This window comes from Pseudomonas sp. IT-P171, assembly GCF_949767765.1.
Taxonomy (GTDB): Bacteria; Pseudomonadota; Gammaproteobacteria; order Pseudomonadales; family Pseudomonadaceae; genus Aquipseudomonas; species Aquipseudomonas fluorescens_B.
The window spans coordinates 764,480-785,834 of sequence record NZ_CATKQN010000011.1 but is presented as its reverse complement, the minus strand read 5'-3'; the positions used below and the strand labels follow the sequence as shown (position 1 = coordinate 785,834).

Here is a 21,355-nt window from a genome sequence, read left to right as displayed (position 1 = left end):
TCATCGGTGCTCATCCCGCCATGCGCGGGTTGAGTACCGGGTCGATGCCGCCTTCGCTTTCAAGTTGAGCCAGGTCATCGAAGCCGCCAACGTGCCAGTTGCCGAAAAAGCTCTGCGGGACGGTATGGCGACCGCTTCGGCTGATCATTTCGTTTTTCACGTCGACTGAGCGCACATCGATTTCCTTGTACGCCACCCCTTTGGTATCGAGCAAACGCTTGGCATTGCGGCAGTAGGGGCAGGTCGTGGTGGTGTACATAGTGACTTCAAGCATGTTGAGTACTCCTGGAAATTAGCGGCTGATTCAGGCAACAGCTTTTGCTGGACGGGCATGAACGGCAACGGTGTTCGGATGCTTGACCAGTGACTTGAAGGTCTTGTTGTCGGCGTCCAGGGCGTCGATTGAACCGGTCCCGATGTCGTAGACCCAGCCATGCAGATTCACCAGACCTTTTTCCTGAGCCAGGCGCACGCTTGGATGAGTCTGAATGTTGGCCAGTTGGGCAATGACGTTTTCACGCACCATGGAACTGACTTTGGCGCTTTCACTGGCGTGAGGACGCGATTCGTTGATGACTTTCGCCGACTCGGCATGCTGCAACCAACCGGCGACCGCAGGCAGGTGATCCATGCACTTGCACTTGGCGACAGCGGTCATGGCACCACAATCGGAATGGCCGCAGATCACGATATCAGTCACGCCCAGTACGGCGACGGCGTATTCGACGGTGGCCGACACACCGCCGGAATGGGGGCTGTAGGACGGCACGATGTTGCCAGCGTTACGGATTACGAACAGTTCGCCAGGCTCTTGCTGGGTCAACAGTTCCGGTACGACGCGGCTGTCGGAACAGGTGATGAACAAGGTGCCCGGATGTTGCGTGGTGGCCAGGTGTTTGAACAGGTCAGTGCGTTGTGGGAATGCTTCTTTTTGGAACTTCAAAAAACCTTCGATGAGCGCTTTCATGGTGTTTTACCTTTCATTGAGTATTGAGTGAGTGACCGTCAGTTGGTGCAGCCGCTACCGATCACGCTGTATTCCAGGATGTGGGTTTCACCGTGCGAATCGCGGTAAGCCATTTGCACGGCTGTCGGGCCGCAGACATCCGCCGTCGGGGTGATGTGAATGACTTTGGCGATATCCAGCTGCATGCCATACGCATATGGAATGGCCTCCGGTGCGACTACGGCTGGCTGGGCGTAGGCCGACAGCGAAGCGGTCAGTGACAGGGCAAGAAACAGAATTTTTTTCATGACGGATCCTCCATTCAAATGTGGTGATTGATCGAAAAGGGTTAAGAATTTTTTTTGAAGCAGGCCCGCAAGGCTGCGGGCCGATTTACAGGTCCGGTTGCATCCTTAGAAAGGACGCAGTGGCAGGAACTTGCCGTCGAGGGTGATCACTGCACGGTGACCGCCTTCCGGATCTTCAACTTTCTGCATGTTCAGCTTGAAGTTGATCGCGCTGATGATGCCGTCGCCGAACTGTTCGTGAACCAGGGCTTTCAGGGTGGTGCCGTAGATCTGAATCATTTCGTAGAAGCGGTAGATGGTCGGGTCCGTTGGAACACCCGACAGGCTGCCGCGCAGTGGGATGATTTGCAGACGGGCGACCGAGTCGGCGTCCAGGTCCAGTTTGTCGCCGATCACTTTGGCTGCGGCTTCAGGCAGTGGATGCTGGCCGAGCAGGGCGGCGGTGACATAAGCCAGACCGAGGCCGGTGCCTTGGGCCACGTCTTCGAAGGACAGGTTTTTACGCGCCTTGGCGTCGAGGATTTTCACGGTCAGGTCGAGGCTGGTGTCGTTATAAGCGTGGGACTGTTGCATGGTGTTTCTCCTATCGCGTTTGCTTGGTGGCGGTTGCCAGGTTGGTGTTGCTTGGGTGTGAAGCAATCTTCTGCCGTTTGCTCCATAGCGTCCAAGACCGATATACAATCCTGCGCATAGGTGGTTCCTATAGATGCAGGTCGGAGTGTTGATGAACGTTGAAAACTCAGAGGCGCTGCTATTGATCCCCAACGGCTTTCCGGTGTGGATTGACGTAGCCCAGGCAAGCATTGGAGGGGCGGGCACGGCGATGCGCTTTGTGTTGCCCTTACAGGCTCACAACCTACCGTTGATGCATCGTCAGGAAACCAAACTGGTGGTGGCGCTCAAGGGCGAACTGGATATTCGTGCCGGTCGACAGCGAATCGCCTTACTTCAGGAAGGCGAGGCTATAAAACTCGCTCCCGGGATCGCTCACCGCATCCATCAGCGTGGAACGGTGGCGAGCACTGTCGGTGCGGTGTTATGGCCAGGCGCGGTCGAACAAGCCTTTCGAGAACTTGCGGTGGCCGCCCTTGAAAAGGCTTACCAACGCAGCGACATGATTGAGATCCTCGCTCGTTACGATGTGGTCTGGACCACGCAATCCCATGACCATGATCCTGAATCGATAACGGTCCGGCCTTTCCGGGATTGGCTAAGCGATCTGCCAGAGGCATTGGCGAGGCTGTTGGCGCTGCGGTGGGGAGGGTGAAGCTTTCGCCTCGATCTGGCCGACGAGGCGAAGCTTTGTGTAAGTCGCAGAGGGAAAAGTCAGGGACAGGCGCAATCTACTTCCACAGCCGTAATTTTTTAGGGAGTAACGGCCTGCAGTCGTCTGCCTTTGACACTTACAAATTTTCGTGTGAAGAGCGCACTACTCTCCAAACCACGTTTCGCTACATCGTCTGTCGAACGCCAATGGTTACAGGCCTAGATCAGAAAGACCTGGATGATCGTCAGGGCGACGGCCTAACGGCCAACGAAATTTTCGCTCCGATTCTTTGATTGGCATGTCATTGACGCAGGCAAACCGATGAGCCATCAGTCCGTTTTCAGCAAACTCCCAATTCTCGTTTCCGTATGAGCGATACCAATGACCGGAGTCATCGTGCCATTCGTAGGCGTAACGTACCGCGATGCGGTTATCGGTAAATGCCCACAACTCTTTGATCAGTCGATAGTCCAGCTCTTTGTTCCATTTTCGGGTGAGGAATGCTGCGGCTTCAGACCTGTTTACTGCGAAGTCGACTCGATTTCGCCACTGGGTATCAGTGGTGTAAGCCAGTGAAACTTTTTCTGCATCGCGAGAGTTCCAGCCATCTTCTGCAAGCCGGACTTTAAGAATCGCCGATTCGCGATCGAAAGGGGGCAGTGGGGGACGGGTTTCAGATCCAGCCATGATTTTCACTCCGAATGTGTGGGGACATCGTGGTCGAGCAGGCAATGTGCTTAGGGAACAGGTGAGTCCTATGCCGTAGTTTCCGGGAACTCCGCCAATGGAACGAATGTGTTGGTTCTGCCATCGAGCGCGACGATGGACCCTGTTTCGATGTCGTACACCCACCATGCAGATTCAGTTTTTTCTGTTCCAAAGCCAATCTGACGCTGGGGTGGGTTTTCAGGTTGGAGAGCTGAGCGATAACATTTTCCCGAACCATCGAGCTGACACGTTCTTTATCGGATGCGTGGGTACGGGTCGCGTTCATAACTTTTGCGGACTCTGCATAGCTCATCCAGGCTGCCACTGCCGGTAAATGATTCAATGACCTGCCACTGGAAACCGCCGTCATTGCTCCGCAATCCGAGTGACCGCAAATGACGATGTCACGGACCCCGAGTACCGCAACGGCATACTCGACAGAGGCGGTGACACCCCCCGGCTGCGGCCCATAGGAGGGAACTATGTTTCCAGCGTTGCGTATAACGAACAGCTCTCCGGGTTCTTGCTGTGTGAGCAGTTCCGGAATGACTCTACTGTCGGAGCACGTGATAAATAACGTTTCTGGATTTTGAGTGGTGGCGAGATATTTGAAAAGATCCGTTCTCTGCGGGAAAACTTCTTTTTGAAACTTTATGAAGCCTTCGATGAGTGCTTTCATGTGCAAGTACCGGCGTTAAGCCTTTGTGTGAGATTGCGATGACCAATGTTATAAGTCTTGCTAAACATCGTCCAAGAATAAGAGGGAGTAACGATTTATCTGTTAGATAGGATGAATCTAATACTGTTGAACTTTTGTGCTGCCTGCGTATTGTTTAAGGGAGGTCGTGATTTCCCCTGCCAATTATTGAAATAATTAGCCTTGGTGGGTCTTAATTATTAACTGAAATCTTAAGCCGCTTCTTTTTTTGCACTAATTTCGATCAAGGTTCCACTTTTTTCACTTAAATAATCAGTAATTCTCGAGCGTAACCAACGCTCGCCTGGATCGTTGTCCAATGTGGCGCTCCATGACATGGATAGATCGAGAGTCGGGAGACTCATCGGAACGGGGTCCGCGCGTAAACCACCTTGTCGAATCATGGCCTTGGCCACGTAATCGGGTACGACGGCCAACATCTGCGTGTCCTCAAGCAGTGTTTTAAGCGCACTGTATTGCGGAACTGCCAGGATAATCTGGCGTTGCCGCCCCAGAGATCCCAACGCCCGGTCAATGTAATCGGACGCTTCACCGTTGACCGAAACAGAGACATGTGGCCGATTACAATACTCGTTGAGGTCCAGTAGACCCGTGAGGGTGTTGGCACTTAAAACAGTCGGCCGGATGCTGCGCAGAAATTTTCGTTTGGCATTGGCGGGGAGTTCCCGGGAGTGGCACACGCCCAGTGACACCTCGCCCGTAGCCAGTTGGTTGGCCAGCAAAGAATGGTCGGTACGGCGCACGACGAAACTGACTTGAGGCGCTTCCATACGCAGTTGGCGAAGCAGGCCTGGCAGCAAGGAGTACTCCACATCATCGGAAAGTCCAATTCTGAAGACGTTGGTACTGGTCGTGGGATCAAATTCGCTAACATTGCTCAGCGCTGCCGCCATGTTGTCCAGCGCCGGAGTCAACGTGAGTTGTATTTCAAATGCTCTGCTCGTGGGCTCCATGGTTCGACCCATCCGAATAAACAGCGGATCATCGAAAAACTGACGCAACCGATTTAAGGAAGCACTGATTGCCGATTGACAGAGAAATAATTTCTCACCGGCGCGGGTAAGATTTCGTTCGTGCATCAGCGTTTCGAAAACGATCAGAAGGCTGAAGTCGATTTTGCGAAGATCGTTTCTATTCATCGTCATCACCAAAAGGGTTGCGGCCCGTTATTGTGCTTCGGCGCGCAAAGAGCGGTGTTCAAAGGACATCTGGCTCATTGCTTGTGAGCCTCTAGGCGGGCGGTAATAACCGAATCAATTAAACAGCGTTGATGGCTGATATTTAATTGAAATGCCGCTGTCGTTGGCTTGGTTGTATAGTGATTGATGATGACTTGCTTGGCACTTCTACGTAGGTTTTGTTTGTCTAGGGTGTAAGTGGTAAGGGCTAATACTTGAGTATGTAGGTGTTAGTTGAGTGGGTTAAGGCTGGGCGTCGGAAAAGAGACAGTTACTGTTGGCCGTTAAACAGCTAGGCTTTGCTGGACGCCTCGCGGTTGTCAATTTGTGACAAGGCCAGTCTCTCTATTTCTCAAGATTTGCTCAATACAGTCAATCATGACTTGTCCATCAAATGGTTTACTGAGAAAGCAGATCGCCCCTGCGGAATTTGCACGTTTGCGAACCAACTCCTCCGGGTATGCGGTGATGAAAATAATGGGGATGTCGTGCCCTTTACTGAGGAGTTCAGATTGCAGGTCCAGGCCAGTCATGCCCGGCATTTGAACGTCCGAGATCAGGCAGTCCGTGCTGTAGCTTTTGGCGCAGGCGAGAAAATCTTCGGCGCAGGAAAAAAGACTGGGTTCACAGCCCATGGAACGCACCAGGCTACTGAGTGCTATTCGACCAGATTCGTCATCGTCGACAATGGAGATCACAGGGATTTTATTCATCGCGCAGATCCTGGCGCGATATCAATGGGTTCGAAACAGCTGAAAAGCTATCGCGCCAATTCCACTCTATTTGCCGATAGCCTTAAAAGAAATCATACACACGTATGTGTTGCTCAGCGTTTTGGTCCGATCCCCAGGGCTTGTGCCGTTCGAACCAGGTCTGCAAACGACTTTGCGTGCATTTTTTTCATCACATGCCCGCGATGGATTTTGACGGTGATTTCACTCAGATTCATTTCTCCCGCAATCTGTTTGTTCATCAGGCCCTTGGCTGCGTGGGCCATGACCTCTCGCTCCCGGGGTGTCAGCGTTTGGTAGCAGGCATGCATTTCGGCGTCCTGCTGGTCGATTTCCCGACGCTTGGCATCCCTGTGGTGAGCAGCGGCGACGGCATCCAGCAAATCCTGATCGCGGAACGGTTTGACCAGAAAATCCACAGCCCCGGCTTTCATCGCCTTGACTGACATGGCGATGTCTCCATGTCCGGAGATGAAGATGATGGGCAATGCGATCTTCGATTCCACTAACTGATGTTGGAACTCCAGGCCACTGGCGCCTTGAAGCCGTACATCGAGGACCAGACAGCTGGGCGCATCGGGATCGGGTAGTTGTAGAAATTCTGTCGGCGAGGCAAACGTCTGCACTTGGAGCCCCACCGAACGAAAGAGACTACTGAGCGCTTCGCGCATGGGGGCCTCGTCGTCAATCACAAAGACAACCGGGGCCTTATCCATGGAAGTAATATCTGCGTTCACGCAGGCTCCTCATTGCTGGAGGGGAAGGACAGGTGGAATACCGCGCCTTCACCTGCTTCACTTGTTGCCCAGATGCGGCCACCGTGAGCATCAATGATCGATCGACAAATGGATAACCCCATACCCATTCCATCGGGCTTGGTGGTGTAGAAAGCGTTGAAGAGTTTAGGCATGCTTTGCGGCGAAATACCGGGGCCGTTGTCTTTGACATCAACGCACAGTTCGCCCGCATCAGAACGCCTGAGGCGCAAATGGAGTGTGCGATGTTTACCTTTGGTATTGGACATTGCCTGCACACCATTCATGATCAGATTGATGATGACCTGCTGAAGTTGGACACGGTCACCAATAATCTGGGCAACCTCAGTATCGTATTGATGGTCTAGCACAATTTTGTTCCGTCTGACCTCCCTGTCGACCAGTGCCAATGACTCTTCTATGACTTCCACGAGATCAACCGGAACGCTTTGAGGATCGGTCTTGCGTGACATTGCGCGGATACGTCGAATCACCTCGCTCGCTCGATGGGTCTCGCTCATCATCCGCTCCATTGCACTGCGCACCTCGTCGATGTCTGGCACCTCGCGATTCAACCAACGCAAACCGGCAGTGCCATTGGTGGTTACGGCCGCCAATGGCTGGTTGACTTCATGTGCTATCGATGCGGCCAGTTCACCCAACGTTGTGATTCGGGTCACGTGAGCCAATTCTGTCTGCGAGCGGTGGAGCGCTTCCTCAGACATTTTTGCATCGGTGACGTCCATCAGTGCTCCGATGTATTCAAAATTCCCGGCGGCATCCTGGACGGGATGAGCCAGCATTTGCACATGCTTGATCCGCCCGTCAGTCATCAAAAGCCGGTAGTCCACCTTGATGTGAGGCTCTTTCTGATAGGCGTGCTTGATTGATACTTTGACCACGTCCAGATCATCTGGATGGGTTTTTTTCAGGACGCTGGACAGCAGTGGTTCCTCGTCGTCGCCGAACTCGAATATCCGCCGAGCCTCGTCGGACCAATACATCTCGCCGCTTGGGATTTTCAGACCAATGCTCCCGGTCTGACTCAGCCATTGAGCACCGGCCAGAAACGCTTCGCTGCGTCGCAGGGCATTGATGGCCCTTTTTTGCTCGGTGATGTCGTTGTGAGTGGCCAAAACCGCTTTTGGTTGATTGCTGTCGTCCCGTGACAGAGAGCAACGACTTACAACCGTCACGGGTGTTCCGTCACGTCGGTGTTCCACAACTTCACCTTCCCATCGACCGGTTTCAATCAGCGAGTTCATCACGTGCTCCCAGGTGAGCGTCAGTTGAGGCCGCAGGAGCTTTCGAAAATCCTGACCAATAGCTTGTGCTTTTGACCAGCCATACAAGGCTTCGGCGCCCGGGCTCCACGTGGTGATGATGCCATTCATGTCTCGAACGATGATGGCGTCGTGGGTTTGCGCGAGCATCCGCACCTGCTCCTGCAACTCGTCATTGGCGGCTTTGTTTTTCAGTGCCAGTAAAGTGGTGATACCGATCGCGGACAGGCTGACCAGGCAACGGGCGAACGCGGAGCTATTGAAGTCGCTGCCATGGGAAATAAAAAACGCAGCCAACGTCAATCCAAAGCAGGAGAGCGAAACGCCAATTACACCTTTCCGGGAAAACAGGTTCACCGACATCAAAATCACGGCGACGTAGAGCACCGCAATAGCGATATGGATGGAAGTGAGTGTGTCGATGATGAAGATGGCGGCTGAAAGCGTGGCGGCGCCAAATCTCTGGAGGTGCATATGAAGGGTAGGGGGGGCGGGATTTTCTACAGCTACCGTCGGTTCAATTGAGATTTTCATATCAATCAATAGGCCTGCTGGGAACGCATTTCGTTACGGGTGATTGCAGTGAACACCCCTGGCGAAATTGCAGCAAGCAAAACCCATATCCGAAAGCAAAGCGTTTTGGTTCGTGCCGGGAAACGACGTCGCTCCCGCGTTTCTATGAGTGAAGACAGCTAACATAAAGTTGGGGAAGCGTACGACAAACTAAGCAATCAAACCTGTCTTCGACGAGAAAAGTATGCGCACCAAGCGCAAAGGGCGATGGAGGTACTCGGTAACTTGTGCGCTGTAGCTATTGCCGTTGATACACCAATTGCAAAAGTGTTCGCAGTTGTTTGACAGTATTTTGTACTGTGATTCACCGACTCTCGACATGGCCCGCACAATGATCTCGTCGCTGGAAAAAGCGCACTGCTCCTGATCTACCCAGATGGAACTGCCGTTGCCGAAGCGATCCAGGTCAGTGACTTCGATAGGGCCGGCTTGCAGCGATGCACTCAATCCTGAGTAATGAGCGACCTTGCCATCGCCAAGGTAGATGCCGTGATGAACATAGAACTTGCGCGGACTCATCAGGTGCGATCCGGGGCTCAGGCGATCAGCGTCGCGGACTATGAAGGCTGCATGCTTTGAGTCTGCTTCCCATGGTGTTGGCGCACTGTTAACGCTGCAGGCACGGGAACCGTTTTCAAAAAACGGGTCATTCACGCTTGATTCACATTCCATATTGACGACTACCGAGTTCAAACAGATCGAACCCAGGGAGGATACAATGCCAATTGTTTTCATCAGTAGTTTGTTCACGATGAAGTCCTCTGGAACCTTTGAAAGTAGAGTAACTTTCCAGAGGGAAATAAGCAGTCGTGCATAGGTTTGTAGCCGATAGTCACTGTATATGGGCGTCTCATACTTCAGTATTATTCCGGGCGCCAATCGAGTTCTATCCGAATCGATGACTCATCCGAGAGCCTCTCGATCTGGTTGAGCCGACCTGACCGAAAGGGTTGTATCAAGCGCTTCAGTTATTAAGGCGGCGATTTCGCGCCGGTTCCGACGCGAATGGGCGGGTACCACAGTAGCCAATGAAACAGCTCTTCAATAATTGGGATTCAGGCTTGCTTTACCAGTGCCAGCCTTACGGAGAATCCTATGAGAAGAGTACCGAACAGCCACTGCTGAATACGTTGCGCCAGCGCGCTTCGTTCAAGCCAAAAGCCATCAATTTTTTTTCTTGAAGATAATCGTCGAAATGCATGGACGCCGGTACGCAAGTCCCGCCCAAGGAATGGTTTTTCTTCTGCTCATCACGATTTCCGGTGGTCGGGCAGCGTGAGGCGATGTCATCAATTGAAGAAACAATACAAGTATTGCCATCAGATTCATGGGCGGTTTCGCAGGATGGCCCGATCAGTGTGTTCCGGCAGGCCGGATAGACTGGACACGTTTGAAATACATTGAGTTCGGCTTTAATCGTGACGGGCGTAGCGCAGCGCTCGCTCGGTAAACTCGCTGTAGCCCAGACGATGCTCAAACGCTTCAAAGTCTTCGATCAATGCGTCCGAGCGATTTGCGTCGGGGCTACTTGTAAATTGATCGAGTGCCACTTGCAGAGCCTTGCTCGCCGCCAGCAGGCAGAATGCGTAATCGATCACGACATCGGCAGCGCCATCCCACTCATCCCGATTGCGTATGCTGGGCAGGTTGATCACGATGTAGTTGCCCGGCACCTGCTTTTTGATTTCTCGCAACGTGGCCGGGTCTGCACCGTTCGCAAAAAAGTGCGTGATGCCGATTTGCGCAAACGCTTTCAAGCGTGTAACGCACTCATCGACATTGTGAGTCGCCCAGATGGCATCGGTTCGAGCGATGATGATGAATTCCGGGTTGCGTCGCGCATCCATGGCGGCCTGCAAACGTTGCAGCATCAGCTCTAACGGAATCAGCTTCTGTTCCAGATTGGTGTGTTTGCCACCGGCATGATCCTCGATATGAATAGCCGACACGCCTGCGTCTTCGAAGGCCTGCACAGTGCGCCAGATATTGGCGGGGTCGAAGAAACCACCCTCGGCATCAGCAATCACTGGCACGCTGACTGCGCCGCTGACCGACTTGGCATGCCGGGCCAGCTCATCCAGCGTCAGCACGCCGACGTCCGCCAGGCCAAATCCGGCGGCCGCCGTTGCATAGCTACCGACATAGACCGCCGGATAACCGGCCGCTTGTACCAGCATGGCGCTCAATGCATCGTAGGCCCCTGGAATCACTAGCGCCTTGGGGCCGCTGAAGGCTTCGGTCAGTGGGTAAAAGCTGTTCTTTGCGCGCATTTCGGTTCTCCTGAGGAAGTCTATCGGCATTGCCGTTGTTGTTTGATGTAGGGAATGAGCCCTCCGGCCTCGAGCACATGCAGGTCGGATTGGCTGAAGGGCCGGAACGTCAGTTCGGTGCCTTGACTGTGGTTGATCACCCGAAGGCGCTGCCAATCCACTTCAATCTCGTCCCAGCGCTTCACCAGTCGGGTGATGCCCGGGCATTCGATTTGCGGAAAGCCTTCGGCCATTTCTCCCCACCAGTAACCTGGCGAAAAGGACTCGGCGATCACCGCAGTGATACCCAATTGGCGCATGGCGATCATCGGTGGGTAGTGTGGATGCCCATAGCCGAAGTTGGCAGCACCGACCAACACGTCACCGGGTCGCATGTCCCGCGCAAAGTGTTCGTCGTAAGCACTCATGGCCAACTTGGCCAACGCTTCGGCATCGCTTGTGCGGATATTCTTGACACCCACAATTTGATCGATATCGAAATTTTCCTCTTCGAATACGTAAGCCACACGACCGCGTAGATTGAGCAGGCTCATGACGAATCCTCAAAGATAATGGCGAGGGTCAGCGACCTTGCCTTCGATTGCGGCAGCAGCCACAGCGGCGGCGCTGCACAGGTAGATTTCAGCGTCGGTACTGCCCATCCGACCACGTACGTTCAAGGTTCCGGTGGAAACGGCACGCTGTCCCGCATTCATGGTGCCTATCCGGCCATAGCAGTAGTCGCAACTGGGCGACGAGACAAAAGCGCCGGCCTCCACCAGCGTGGTCAACAAGCCTTCCCGGGCCGCTTCGGCCATGATGTGTTGACTGGTCGGAACGACATACAACGTGAAGCCAGGCGCCAATGTGCGGCCGCGAAGAATACGCGCCGCGATGCGCAGGTCTTCCAGGCGTCCGGAGGCGCAGGAACCGAGATAGCCGACTTGCACTTCCATACCGATGTACTCGGCAAGATCGCGGGTACCGGCGGAGCTGGGTGGAATGACAATAACCGGCTCGATAGCGCTCAAGTCGATGGTGTGGATCGCCTGATACCGGGCATCCGGATCGCTGTATACCGGCTCGAGAACTTTTCGAGCCAGAGGCAGGGCATAGTCGAGGCGCGCGGCATCAGGCGCGACAATCGCGGAAATTGCACCGGTGAACATCGCCAGGCCGGTAATGGTCTGCAAGCCTTCGACGGACAGGTTGGCGAGCCCGCGACCGCCCAACTCCATCACGCAGAACTGGCAGGCGCTCGGGCCCAGGGTTTTGACCAGATGATTCAGCACATCGCGGGCCATGACACCGTCTTGCAAATGGCCGATGAAATCGATCCGCACAGTCTCCGGCACTCGCAAGGAAACCGTATCCTGAACATAGGCTTGTAGCATGTTGCGGTGAATGCCCAGGGCTAATGTACCGAACGTTCCCAACTGCGAAATGTGTGGATCAAAATGCACAGCCAATGCGCCAGGCACCGCATAACCGACTTCAGCCGCCACCTGATGACCAATGCCGCGACGCTCGAATACTTCCACACCGTTACGCGTTGTCCAGTCCCGGGTTTCCTTGTGGAAGTTTTCTTCTTCCGGATTAATGGCCGGCACCATGTGATCGATAAATACGCCAAAGCGTTCTGGCTCCTTTACCTGGATAACCTGAAACTCGCTTTCCATTTCCTTGAAGTAGCGATCGGTATAACCGGGAAAGTCATATGCCAATACGAAATCCGGTTTGACTTGAACTTCATCGCCGGCGTTGACTGCTGCCAACCCAGCGGTACGGGCCAGAATCTTTTCAGTCATGGTGTAGCCCATAGGAATACTCCTGCGTGAGCGCAAATAATGGGTTGTCTATAAGTTGATTATTTGATTTTGATGCCGAACGGGCAAACGCATAATTCTGATTGCAGCCAGTCACTGTTCTAATTGATTGACGGAAAAAGCGCAGGACGAGACTGACTGAAATAAGACAGTCTCGTCCTGCGATGCGGTTACCTAATGGCTGAAATCAGAAAAGCATCTCAGACAACTACAGGTTTGTTTTGCGGTTCCAGGCGCACGAATCCCACCACCAGCAACGAGCCGATTACCAGCAACGCCGCGATGAGAAACAACCCGTTGTCCAGACTGCCTGTATTGGTCTTGATCAGGCCCAGCATGTAAGGGCTGGCCACGCCGCCCAACAAACCGATCGTGTTGACAAAGGCAATACCGCCCGGAGCAGCTTTGCCGGACAGATAGCACATGGGCATTGCCAAGGTAATCGGCATGGCAGAGAAGACCGCCGTGCTGGCCAGGGTCAAAGCTGCCATGGTCAGGAAGAAATTGTCGTGTACAAACGGAAGCAGACCGAGGCCTAGCGCCCCAAGCAAGGCACAGGTCGCTGCATGCCATCGACGCTCCATGACTTTGTCGGAGTGACGCGATATCAACACCATGCCAATGGCTGCGAAGCCGTAGGGAATGATCGACCATAGGCCGATCTGAGTGGAGGTTTTGATCCCGGCGTCCTGCATGAGCATGGGCATCCAGAAAGCCACGGCATAAATACCGCAAATCACGGTAAACCAGGCGAGAGCAATGTAATAAATGACCGGATCGCGCAACGCGTGGATAAAACCATGGTGGGCTGTTGACTGCCCGGTAACCAATTCGGCCTTGATGCGATTTTTTTCTTCAGGTGTAAGCCAGCTTGCCGCGCCAGGGCGATCCGGCAACATCACCAATGCCATCAAGCCCAGAAAAACCGAAGGAATACCTTCGAGCATGAACAGCCATTGCCATCCATGCAATCCGGCGTATTCATCCAGCGCGTCGAGCATCCAGCCGGAGATTGGCGCGCCGATCAAACCTGCGACTGCGGCACCGCTGAGAAAAATAGCAGCCATCTGTGCCCTGCGTGCCGGTGGATACCACAGCGTCAGATACAACAGCACTCCGGGTGCAAAGCCGGCTTCGAAGATGCCCAATAAAAGCCGTAACAGATAAAACGACGTCGGACTGGTCACCAGCATCATGCAACTGGATACCAGCCCCCAGCAGATCATGATGCGGGCGATGGTCAAGCGGGCGCCTATTTTGTTCATCAGCAAATTACTGGGGATTTCACACATGAAATAACCGATAAAGAATACGCCGGCACCCAACCCGTAAACAGCATCGGTAAAGTTCAGATCAGCTTTCATTTGCACAGCGGCGAATCCGATATTGACCCGGTCGAGATACGCAAACACATAGGCGATGAATAAATAGGGAAGCAAGCGCCAGGTTATTTTTTTGTAAGTGGCATCAAGCGGGTCGGATTTTCCGACGGTAGAGTTAGAGTGCATTATGTTGTCTCCGAAAATTATTATTGGAAGCACGAGAGAGCATCAACGCTGTTATTTATTGCGGTGTTTTTTTACGCGCGCGCGAAAACGTTACTGGCGATCATCTTTATGCCGCGGTATTTACTGTTGCCGTTTTTTAATTGATCAAGTTGTTGTGCGATCGCAAATGAAAGTGCACATCGGGTACCGATATGGAGCGTGGGGAATTTATTGCGCTTGCATGCGCAGTGCGGCGTCCAGCCGGATGACCGAGCCGTTGAGCATCGGATTTTCTATGATCGCGCCGACCATCGCGGAAAACTCGGACGGTTTTCCGAAGCGATGAGGAAACGGTATATCAGCGATCAGTCGCTGCTTGATGTCGGCGTCGATTGCCTCAAGCATCGCAGTGCCGAACAAGCCTGGCGCAATCGCCGTCACGCGAATGCCAAAACGTGCCAACTCCCTGGCTGCGGGTAATGTCATGGAGACGATTGCTCCCTTGGAGGCGGCATAGGCACTTTGGCCGATCTGGCCTTCATAGGCGGCTATCGAGGCGGTATTGACGATCACGCCTCGTTCACCATCATCGTTGGGCGTATTGTCTTTCATGGCGTCTGCCGCCAGACGCAGCCAGTTGAAGGTGCCCAACAGATTAATACGAATGACCCGTTCGAAATCACTGAGCGATGCCGGGCCCCGTTTGCCAATGATTCGCGCGGAAGGGGCAATGCCCGCACAATTGACCAGTACGTGAGGTCGTCCGACACGTTCCACAATCGTCTGCATGGCGATCCGAGACGCCTCGTCATCCGCCACGTCGCAGATGACTGCCAAGCCGTCAACTTTGCTGGCGACCTCGTGCACGGCCTGTTCGTTAAGGTCCACGATCACCACGCGGGCGCCACGCGCCGCAAGATCTTGGGCCGTTGCCTGGCCAAGACCTGAGCCGCCACCGGCGACCACCACAACCTTATTGTCGATATCCATCCTGTAGCTCCGGGTTTTGTTGTTCAGTTCAAAGTGACGACGAACTGCGCGAATGCCGATAACGGCGCGCGTTCGGCAATGAAACTGTTTGACGGCGCACTCGGGTCGGCAAAACCAAGCGCCATGCCGCACACTAGCCTCTGGTTGTCATCCAGGCCCAGGCGCCGAGCGATCAGCGTTTCGTATTTGACGAAGGCCTGCTGGGCACAGGTGTCGAGACCATGGGCTTTTGCCGCCAGCATCAGGGTCTGCAGGAACATCCCGTAATCGAGCCAGCGGCCGTTATCGAGATCCCGATCGATGGTAAAGAACAGCCCAACCGGGGCATCGAAAAAAACGAAGTTGCGTGATGTTTGCACACGCATTTTTTGCATTTCATCGCGATTGATATTCACGGCCTGGTACAAGTCCTGAGCGACTTTTCGACGCCGGGAGCGGTACGGTTCGCGCACGTGATGCACTTGCGGGTTTTCGGCGTGCTCCGACTCTGCATTCAGCGCCAGGGCTTGCAGTTCCTGGCCGAGATCGTAGAGCGGGGCGCCTGTCAGTACCCAAACCTGCCAGGGTTGAACATTCGATCCACTTGGTGCGCGGGCTGCCAGTTCCAGAACGTGCTCGACTGTCTCGCGTGGTACCGGCGTGCGCAAAAAAGCGCGTACCGAACGGCGTGACGTGATGGCTTGCCGAGTACTGAGCTGCGGATCGTGAATGTTCATGGAAAAGGCCTTTGTGTTCATGCTGACCTCATCGTTCGGGCATATGCACCGGACTGTTCATGTTCAGGTTCGCCAACTCATAGCCACGTTCGAAGTCCTGAATGTGTTTTTCCATCCAGCCCCGGGCATTGACCGTGTCGTGATCGCGAATGGCCTGGTAAATATGTTCGTGAGCGGTCAATAAGCGCTGACCCGCATTGAGCTGCGACATCACCGTGTAAAAGGGCGGATAAAAAAGCGTGCTCAATGGCGCCCTGGCCATTTGGATCGCCCGGTTGCGTGTTGCCTTGGCCACTAATTCGTGGAACTCGATATCCAGTTCCACCAGGCTTGCACAGTCCTCCACTGCCTGGCGCGTCGCGGCGAGATTGACCTCGATTGCGGCAAAATCCTCGTCGTTGCCACGTACCGCTGCGGCAGCTGCGGCTGCCGGCTCCAGGGCGTACATCGCTTCCCACAACTCCTCGAACGTCACCTGGTTGAGCACCATGGTGGCGGTGAGGCGCTGGGAGATCTCACCGGAATGCGGGATCGAGGTGATCAGCTTGCGTCGCCCCGGTTCGCGTTTGACAAAACCGTTCTGCTCCAGGACCCGGATGGCCTCCCGGATGGTCGAGCGGTTTACGCCCAGTTGTTCCGCTAGCCTGGCTTCAGCCGGCAGGATGTCCCCGGGATTGATTTCCCCGGAGAGGATCTGCTGTTCAATGGTTCGGGCCACCACGCGGAAGCTGGATTCCGTAGAGGTGGTATCAATTGGCAGTGCCATGAATGGGCTGTTCTTCAAGGGTGAGTCTCTTTTTTTTCAAGTGCCCTGAGTGCGCTGCGCTGAATCTTGCCTGTCTGGGTCTTGGGCAGCGCGTCGACGAACTCAATGGCGCGTGGGTATTTATAGGGCGCAGTCATGTGTTTGACATGGTCCTGCAAGTCACTGACAAGTTGATCTTTCGGCGCCATACCGGGGCGCAGCACCACGAACGCCTTGACGATTTCACCGCGTTCCTCGTGGGGCGCGCCAATCACGGCACATTCCAGAACGCCAGGGTGACTGAGCAGGGCATTTTCCACTTCGGTTGGACCGATTCGGTAACCCGCCGAGTTGATGACGTCATCACGTCGGCCACTGTAGAAGAAGTAACCGTCCGCGTCTCGCGCTCCGATATCTCCCGTAATGAACCAACGCCCATCGTCGCCGTCGACGTACGACTCTTGGGTGCGCGCTTCGTCCTTTAAGTAACCGAGCATCAGCAATGGATTAGGAACGCGAATCGCGATATCGCCTTCACTGCCCCAGGGCAGTCGGCGGCCTTGGGCATCGATGATGTCGACGTCGCTACCCGGCATCGGCAGCCCCATCGATCCTTCGCGCGTCGCAACACAGGCAAAGTTTGCCAGGGTCATCAGGGTTTCGGTCTGTCCGTAGGCTTCCATGACCGGGACCCCGGTTTTCTTACGCCATTTCTCTGCCACGCAAGCGTTTAACCGCTCGCCGGCCGATACCGTGTGACGCAGCTGCGACAGGTCGTAGCGGGAGAGATCCTCGTCGACCACGCGAAACAGTTCGGTGCCAGGGGCGCAATAGACGCTGACCTGGTATTTGGCCAACAACGCAAGACGCTGTGCTGGATCGAACGGGCCGTCATAAAAAAAAGTACAGGCACCGGCGCTCCATGGGCCAAACAGGATGGACGTGCCGGCCTTGCTCCAACCTACGTCGGCGGTGCACCAAATCACATCGTTGCGATCCAGATCGAGCCAGTGCCGTGCGGCTTCGCGCCAGGCAAACAGGCTTCGGGTCGGGTGCAGCACACCTTTGGGTTCGCCGGTAGAACCGCTGGTGTAATACAGCACCGCCGGTTCATCGAGGGACAACACCGCGGGCTCGAAGACGCCGTCGGCGTTGATCATCGCGTTCTCGTACGACTCAAAACCCGGTGCGATGCCCAGCGATAACTTGACCGCCACGTCGTTCATCACATCGGCGAACTTTTCGACGTGCTCAGCCCTGGCCACCACCGCGCGCACGTCGGCGTGACGGACGCGGTAATTAATATCCTTGCGGGTGAGCATTTCCACGGAAGGAATCGGAATCGCCCCTATCTTGAGGCAGCCGACCATCGCGATCTGCCAATCCGGAATACGCGGCAGCATGATAAGCACTCGATCGCCGCGTCGTATGCCGCGTTGAGTCAACACTGAGGCGAATCGGTCGGTGAGTTGTGATATGTCGGAATACGAGAGGCGGATTTCTTCCCCGGCGGCATTCGCCCAAATCAATGCGGGACCATCGGCTTCGCGAGCGTAACGATCGACCACATCGGTGCCGAAGTTAAACGTCGGCGGAAGTTCCCATTTGAAATCCCGATAGCTCTGATCGTAGTGACTCATATTGCGGGCCATGATTTTTCTCCTCAGGAGTCATTATTGTTTTTCGTCAAAATCACTGGCGGGTTCAGATCACCCGCGATTGTCGAAGCGCATCGATTTGACCGGCGCTGTAGCCGAGGGCGCCGAGTACTGTTTCATTGTGCTCGCCCAGCAATGGAGGCGGGCTTCTGAGGGTACAAGGCGTCAGGGAGTACTTCACCGGGAAGCCCAGTTGTGGAATCACACCTTCCACCGGATGCTCAATGTGTTGAAGCATTTGTCGGTGCCTGGCGTGTGGTGCATCCAGTGCTTCGGCGATGTCCAGTACCGGCCCGACCGGCAGGTCGACGTCATTGAAGGTTTCCACCCAGGCATCGCGGGACTGCCTGGCAAACAGGCTGGCCAGCAATTGCTTTTGCTGCACGCAGCGCTCGCCGGTTGGCCATTGCTCGTTCTCAAGCTCTTCGAGTTGCAGATGCTGGCAAAACCGCAGCCAGAAATGTGCCTCGATCAAGCCCAGCGCGAAGTACTTGCCATCGGCGCAGCGGTAGACGTTGTAGCAGGGCGCCTGGCCAATAAACGGGCGCTCGCCGCCTCGGGGTTCGATGCCGGCGAACAATGAGTCGGCGGCATGCAGGGCCAGCCAGGAAATCGCGCCGTCATGCATCGACACGTCCACCAATTGGCCTTTACCGGTCCGGTGACGGGCATGCAGTGCAGACAGAATGCCGGTGGTCGCCATCAGCGAACCGCCACCGACGTCGGCAATCGACAGGCCCGGCACCATCGGTCCCTCGCCAGCCTTGCCGAACAACTGCAACGCCCCGGCCTGCGCCATATAGTTGAGATCGTGGCCAGCCTTGAGGTGGTCAGGACCGTCCTGGCCGTAGCCGGAAATGGCGCAATAGATAAGCCGTGGATTGATCTCGCTCAACGTCTCGTAAGCCAGACCCAAACGTCGCATCACGCCTGGGCGGAAGCCTTCGATCAACACGTCCGCATCCCGCGCCAGATCCAGCAGGATCTGCTTTCCCTGTTCGCTTTTCAGATTGAGCGTGATGCTTTGTTTGTTACGGTTAAGCAGGAGAAAGGAGCCAGACTCGACCTTGTTCAGCGGGGTAAACGCGCGGTTGTAATCGCCGCTCAGTGGCTGCTCAATCTTGATCACTTCAGCCCCCAGATCGGCCAGGATCTGCGTGCAGAATGCACCGGGCAGCAGGCGGGTCAGGTCGAGAATCTTCAGGCCTTCGAGCGCCATCACAGGAGTGCTCATGGTCTATGCCTCCCTCAGCACGCGGTCCAGCCGCCATCAACGGCCAATGAATGACCGGTGACATACGAGGCTGCCGATGAGGCCAGAAACAGACTGGCGCCGACGATTTCCTGGAGCTCGCCGAAGCGCCCCAACGGCGTGCGATCCATGACTCTGCGACCCAGGACCGGATGCGTGCGCAGGCCTTCGGTCAAGTCGGTGGCGAAGTAGCCGGGTGCAACGGCGTTAACCCGAATGCCTCTTGCTGCCCACTCCAGTGCCAACTGGCGCGTCAGCATCTCGACCCCGCCTTTGGCCGCGCAGTAGGCGGTGGTCTTGGCCAGGCCCACGCGACCGGCCACGGAGGTGATGTTGATGATGGAGCCCTGGCCCGCGTTGAGCATCAATTGGCCGGCATATTTACAGGTGAGGAACACGCCCGTCAGGTTGACGTCGATGATTTGCCGCCACTCCTGCAGCGTGGTGTTTTCCGCAGATTTATACCAGGGATTGATACCGGCGTTGTTCACCAATACGTCAATCCGGCCATAGGTGTCATGCACTGATTTACACAGGGCGGACACGCTGTCTTCATCGGCGATATCGGCCTGGAACGCGGCGGCTTTGCCACCCGCTTCATTGATCTCGCGCACGGCGATGTTCAGTTGTTCAAGGCTGCGCCCTACCAGCACCACTGTGGCACCTTGCTTGGCGAAGCCATCGGCAATGGTTCGCCCCAGGCCTCGGCCACCGCCGGTAATGATCACGACTTTATCGGCGAGGTCGGCAAACACGGCGAACGCGGGTGAGTTTTCACCGTTCATTGGGCCTTCCTCCCCAGGCGACGGGCGATGCTCCAGCGGTGGACTTCGGACGGGCCGTCGTAGATACGGAAAGCCCGCACGTCACGGAAAATCCGCTCGACCTCGGTGTCGGCTGTGACGCCCATGCCACCCAGCACCTGCACGCAACGATCGACGACTCGCCAGATCGCTTCTGACGCATGAACTTTGACCATGCTGCTTTCGGCGCTTGCGCGCTCACCCTGGTCGAGCAGCCAGGCGGTATGCCAGATACTCAGACGGGTGGTGTGCAAATCGATTTCGTTGTCGGCAAGCATGAAGCCGATGCCTTCGTGAGCGATGATGGGCAGGCCAAAGGCTTCACGTTTTTGTGCGTAGACCACGGCAATGTCATGGGCCCTTTGCGCGGCACCCAGCCAGCGCATGCAGTGGGTCAAACGGGCCGGGACCAATCGCACCTGGGCATAGCGAAAACCTTCGCCGACTTCCCCAAGTACATCGGTTCTGGATACGCGCAAGTTATCCAGCACGACTTCGGCATGACCGCCGGTGAAGGACGAATCAAGGGTGTCCAGGGCGCGCTCGATGCGAAATCCCGGGTTAGGCAGATCAACCAGAAACATCGTGGCGCCCACGTCCACGTCATCGACAATCGTGCGGGCCATGATGATGGTGAACGCTGCGCCGTCTGCACCGGTGATCAACCATTTACGGCCATTGATGATGAAGTCGTCGCCATCGTTGATGGCTGTAGTCATCAGCAATGTCGGGTCGGAGCCGGCGCCTGGCGACGGTTCTGTCATGCAAAAGCAGGAGCGCGTCTTGCCTTGCGCCAAGGGCACGAGCCAGCGTTGTTTTTGCTCGGCAGAGGCCACGGTCTGCATCAAATGCATGTTGCCCTCATCCGGCGCTGCACAATTGAGCGCTACAGGCCCGAGCATCGAATAACCCGCAGCTTCGAAAACCACGGCGCGGCCCACATGGGAAAGCCCCAGACCACCCAGATCGCGGTCTACGTGTGGACTTAACAGGCCGGCATCACGAGCCTGGGTGATCAGTTCGCTGCGCAACTCGTCGCTTGGCCCGTGGGCGCTGCGTCGAGGGTCTTTCTCATAGGGAATCACCACCTCCTGAATGAAGGTACAGGTCTTGTCTCGCAATTGAGCGAGCGAATCAGGCAACGTGAAGTCCACGGCGAAAT

22 protein-coding genes and 2 pseudogenes are annotated in these 21,355 nt (G+C 55.3%); 1 reads left to right on the top strand and 23 read right to left on the bottom strand.

Going from position 1 to position 21,355, the window contains the following annotated elements:
- Positions 1–10 precede the first annotated feature (10 nt).
- The 4 genes from grxC to cynS form a co-directional block, all read right to left on the bottom strand.
- Positions 11–274: a glutaredoxin 3 gene (grxC, locus tag ACM6I5_RS12050; RefSeq protein WP_414883900.1), complete on the bottom strand. Its 264-nt coding sequence runs from the start codon at positions 272–274 to the stop codon at positions 11–13.
- 30 nt (positions 275–304) lie between these two features.
- Positions 305–967: a carbonic anhydrase gene (locus tag ACM6I5_RS12045; RefSeq protein WP_017338983.1), complete on the bottom strand. Its 663-nt coding sequence runs from the start codon at positions 965–967 to the stop codon at positions 305–307.
- A gap of 38 nt (positions 968–1,005) precedes the next feature.
- Positions 1,006–1,254: a DUF2790 domain-containing protein gene (locus ACM6I5_RS12040; RefSeq protein ID WP_017338982.1), complete on the bottom strand. Its 249-nt coding sequence runs from the start codon at positions 1,252–1,254 to the stop codon at positions 1,006–1,008.
- 105 nt (positions 1,255–1,359) lie between these two features.
- Positions 1,360–1,827 carry a cyanase gene (gene cynS / locus ACM6I5_RS12035; RefSeq protein ID WP_414883899.1) on the bottom strand — a complete coding sequence of 156 codons (468 nt, stop codon included), beginning with the start codon at positions 1,825–1,827 and terminating at the stop codon, positions 1,360–1,362.
- 151 nt (positions 1,828–1,978) lie between these two features.
- On the opposite strand from cynS, the gene ACM6I5_RS12030 reads away from it, so the two are divergent.
- Entirely contained in the window at positions 1,979–2,521 is a 543-nt protein-coding gene (locus tag ACM6I5_RS12030; RefSeq protein WP_144425262.1) for a hypothetical protein, read from the top strand.
- Positions 2,522–2,731: 210 nt separating this feature from the next.
- Here ACM6I5_RS12030 and ACM6I5_RS12025 read toward each other — a convergent pair whose 3' ends face one another.
- The 19 genes and pseudogenes from ACM6I5_RS12025 to ACM6I5_RS11935 form a co-directional block, all read right to left on the bottom strand.
- On the bottom strand, positions 2,732–3,208 hold the full coding sequence (locus tag ACM6I5_RS12025; RefSeq protein WP_414883898.1) for a DUF1348 family protein: 477 nt from the start codon (positions 3,206–3,208) through the stop codon (positions 2,732–2,734).
- Between the two features lie 68 nt (positions 3,209–3,276).
- Positions 3,277–3,908: pseudogene (locus ACM6I5_RS12020) on the bottom strand (carbonic anhydrase).
- Between the two features lie 230 nt (positions 3,909–4,138).
- Positions 4,139–5,086 (bottom strand): LysR substrate-binding domain-containing protein, encoded by a 948-nt coding sequence (locus ACM6I5_RS12015; RefSeq protein ID WP_414883897.1) that lies wholly within the window; start codon positions 5,084–5,086, stop codon positions 4,139–4,141.
- Between the two features lie 359 nt (positions 5,087–5,445).
- A complete protein-coding gene (locus tag ACM6I5_RS12010) occupies positions 5,446–5,838 on the bottom strand; it encodes a response regulator transcription factor (RefSeq protein WP_414880404.1) in 393 nt (130 codons plus the stop codon).
- 113 nt (positions 5,839–5,951) lie between these two features.
- Positions 5,952–6,572, bottom strand: coding sequence for a response regulator transcription factor (locus ACM6I5_RS12005; RefSeq protein ID WP_144425315.1), 621 nt, complete (start codon positions 6,570–6,572; stop codon positions 5,952–5,954).
- A 17-nt stretch (positions 6,573–6,589) separates the two neighbouring features.
- Positions 6,590–8,428, bottom strand: a complete 1,839-nt coding sequence (locus ACM6I5_RS12000; protein WP_414883896.1) for an ATP-binding protein — start codon at positions 8,426–8,428, stop codon at positions 6,590–6,592.
- A 189-nt stretch (positions 8,429–8,617) separates the two neighbouring features.
- Positions 8,618–9,217, bottom strand: coding sequence for a lecithin retinol acyltransferase family protein (locus tag ACM6I5_RS11995; RefSeq protein ID WP_414883895.1), 600 nt, complete (start codon positions 9,215–9,217; stop codon positions 8,618–8,620).
- Between the two features lie 305 nt (positions 9,218–9,522).
- Positions 9,523–9,630: pseudogene (locus tag ACM6I5_RS11990) on the bottom strand (LysE family translocator); the annotation flags it as partial.
- A gap of 249 nt (positions 9,631–9,879) precedes the next feature.
- Positions 9,880–10,737 (bottom strand): isocitrate lyase/PEP mutase family protein, encoded by an 858-nt coding sequence (locus tag ACM6I5_RS11985; RefSeq protein WP_017338971.1) that lies wholly within the window; start codon positions 10,735–10,737, stop codon positions 9,880–9,882.
- A gap of 20 nt (positions 10,738–10,757) precedes the next feature.
- Complete coding sequence (locus tag ACM6I5_RS11980; RefSeq protein WP_017338970.1) at positions 10,758–11,270, bottom strand: 3-isopropylmalate dehydratase; 513 nt, start codon at positions 11,268–11,270, stop codon at positions 10,758–10,760.
- Positions 11,271–11,279: 9 nt separating this feature from the next.
- Positions 11,280–12,536: a 3-isopropylmalate dehydratase large subunit gene (locus ACM6I5_RS11975; protein ID WP_017338969.1), complete on the bottom strand. Its 1,257-nt coding sequence runs from the start codon at positions 12,534–12,536 to the stop codon at positions 11,280–11,282.
- A 206-nt stretch (positions 12,537–12,742) separates the two neighbouring features.
- Positions 12,743–14,050: an MFS transporter gene (locus ACM6I5_RS11970; RefSeq protein ID WP_414883894.1), complete on the bottom strand. Its 1,308-nt coding sequence runs from the start codon at positions 14,048–14,050 to the stop codon at positions 12,743–12,745.
- Positions 14,051–14,257: 207 nt separating this feature from the next.
- Positions 14,258–15,019 (bottom strand): SDR family NAD(P)-dependent oxidoreductase, encoded by a 762-nt coding sequence (locus tag ACM6I5_RS11965; RefSeq protein ID WP_414883893.1) that lies wholly within the window; start codon positions 15,017–15,019, stop codon positions 14,258–14,260.
- Positions 15,020–15,042: 23 nt separating this feature from the next.
- Entirely contained in the window at positions 15,043–15,756 is a 714-nt protein-coding gene (locus tag ACM6I5_RS11960) for a nitroreductase (RefSeq protein WP_017338966.1), read from the bottom strand.
- A gap of 7 nt (positions 15,757–15,763) precedes the next feature.
- Positions 15,764–16,501, bottom strand: a complete 738-nt coding sequence (locus tag ACM6I5_RS11955; RefSeq protein WP_414883892.1) for a FadR/GntR family transcriptional regulator — start codon at positions 16,499–16,501, stop codon at positions 15,764–15,766.
- Between the two features lie 14 nt (positions 16,502–16,515).
- On the bottom strand, positions 16,516–18,132 hold the full coding sequence (locus ACM6I5_RS11950; RefSeq protein ID WP_017338964.1) for an acyl-CoA synthetase: 1,617 nt from the start codon (positions 18,130–18,132) through the stop codon (positions 16,516–16,518).
- Between the two features lie 52 nt (positions 18,133–18,184).
- Complete coding sequence (locus ACM6I5_RS11945; protein ID WP_031318945.1) at positions 18,185–19,372, bottom strand: CaiB/BaiF CoA transferase family protein; 1,188 nt, start codon at positions 19,370–19,372, stop codon at positions 18,185–18,187.
- Positions 19,373–19,386: 14 nt separating this feature from the next.
- On the bottom strand, positions 19,387–20,175 hold the full coding sequence (locus ACM6I5_RS11940) for an SDR family NAD(P)-dependent oxidoreductase (protein WP_017338962.1): 789 nt from the start codon (positions 20,173–20,175) through the stop codon (positions 19,387–19,389).
- Positions 20,172–21,347 (bottom strand): acyl-CoA dehydrogenase family protein, encoded by a 1,176-nt coding sequence (locus ACM6I5_RS11935; protein ID WP_017338961.1) that lies wholly within the window; start codon positions 21,345–21,347, stop codon positions 20,172–20,174. The genes ACM6I5_RS11940 and ACM6I5_RS11935 overlap by 4 nt, the downstream gene beginning before the upstream one ends.
- Between the last annotated feature and the right edge of the window lie 8 nt (positions 21,348–21,355).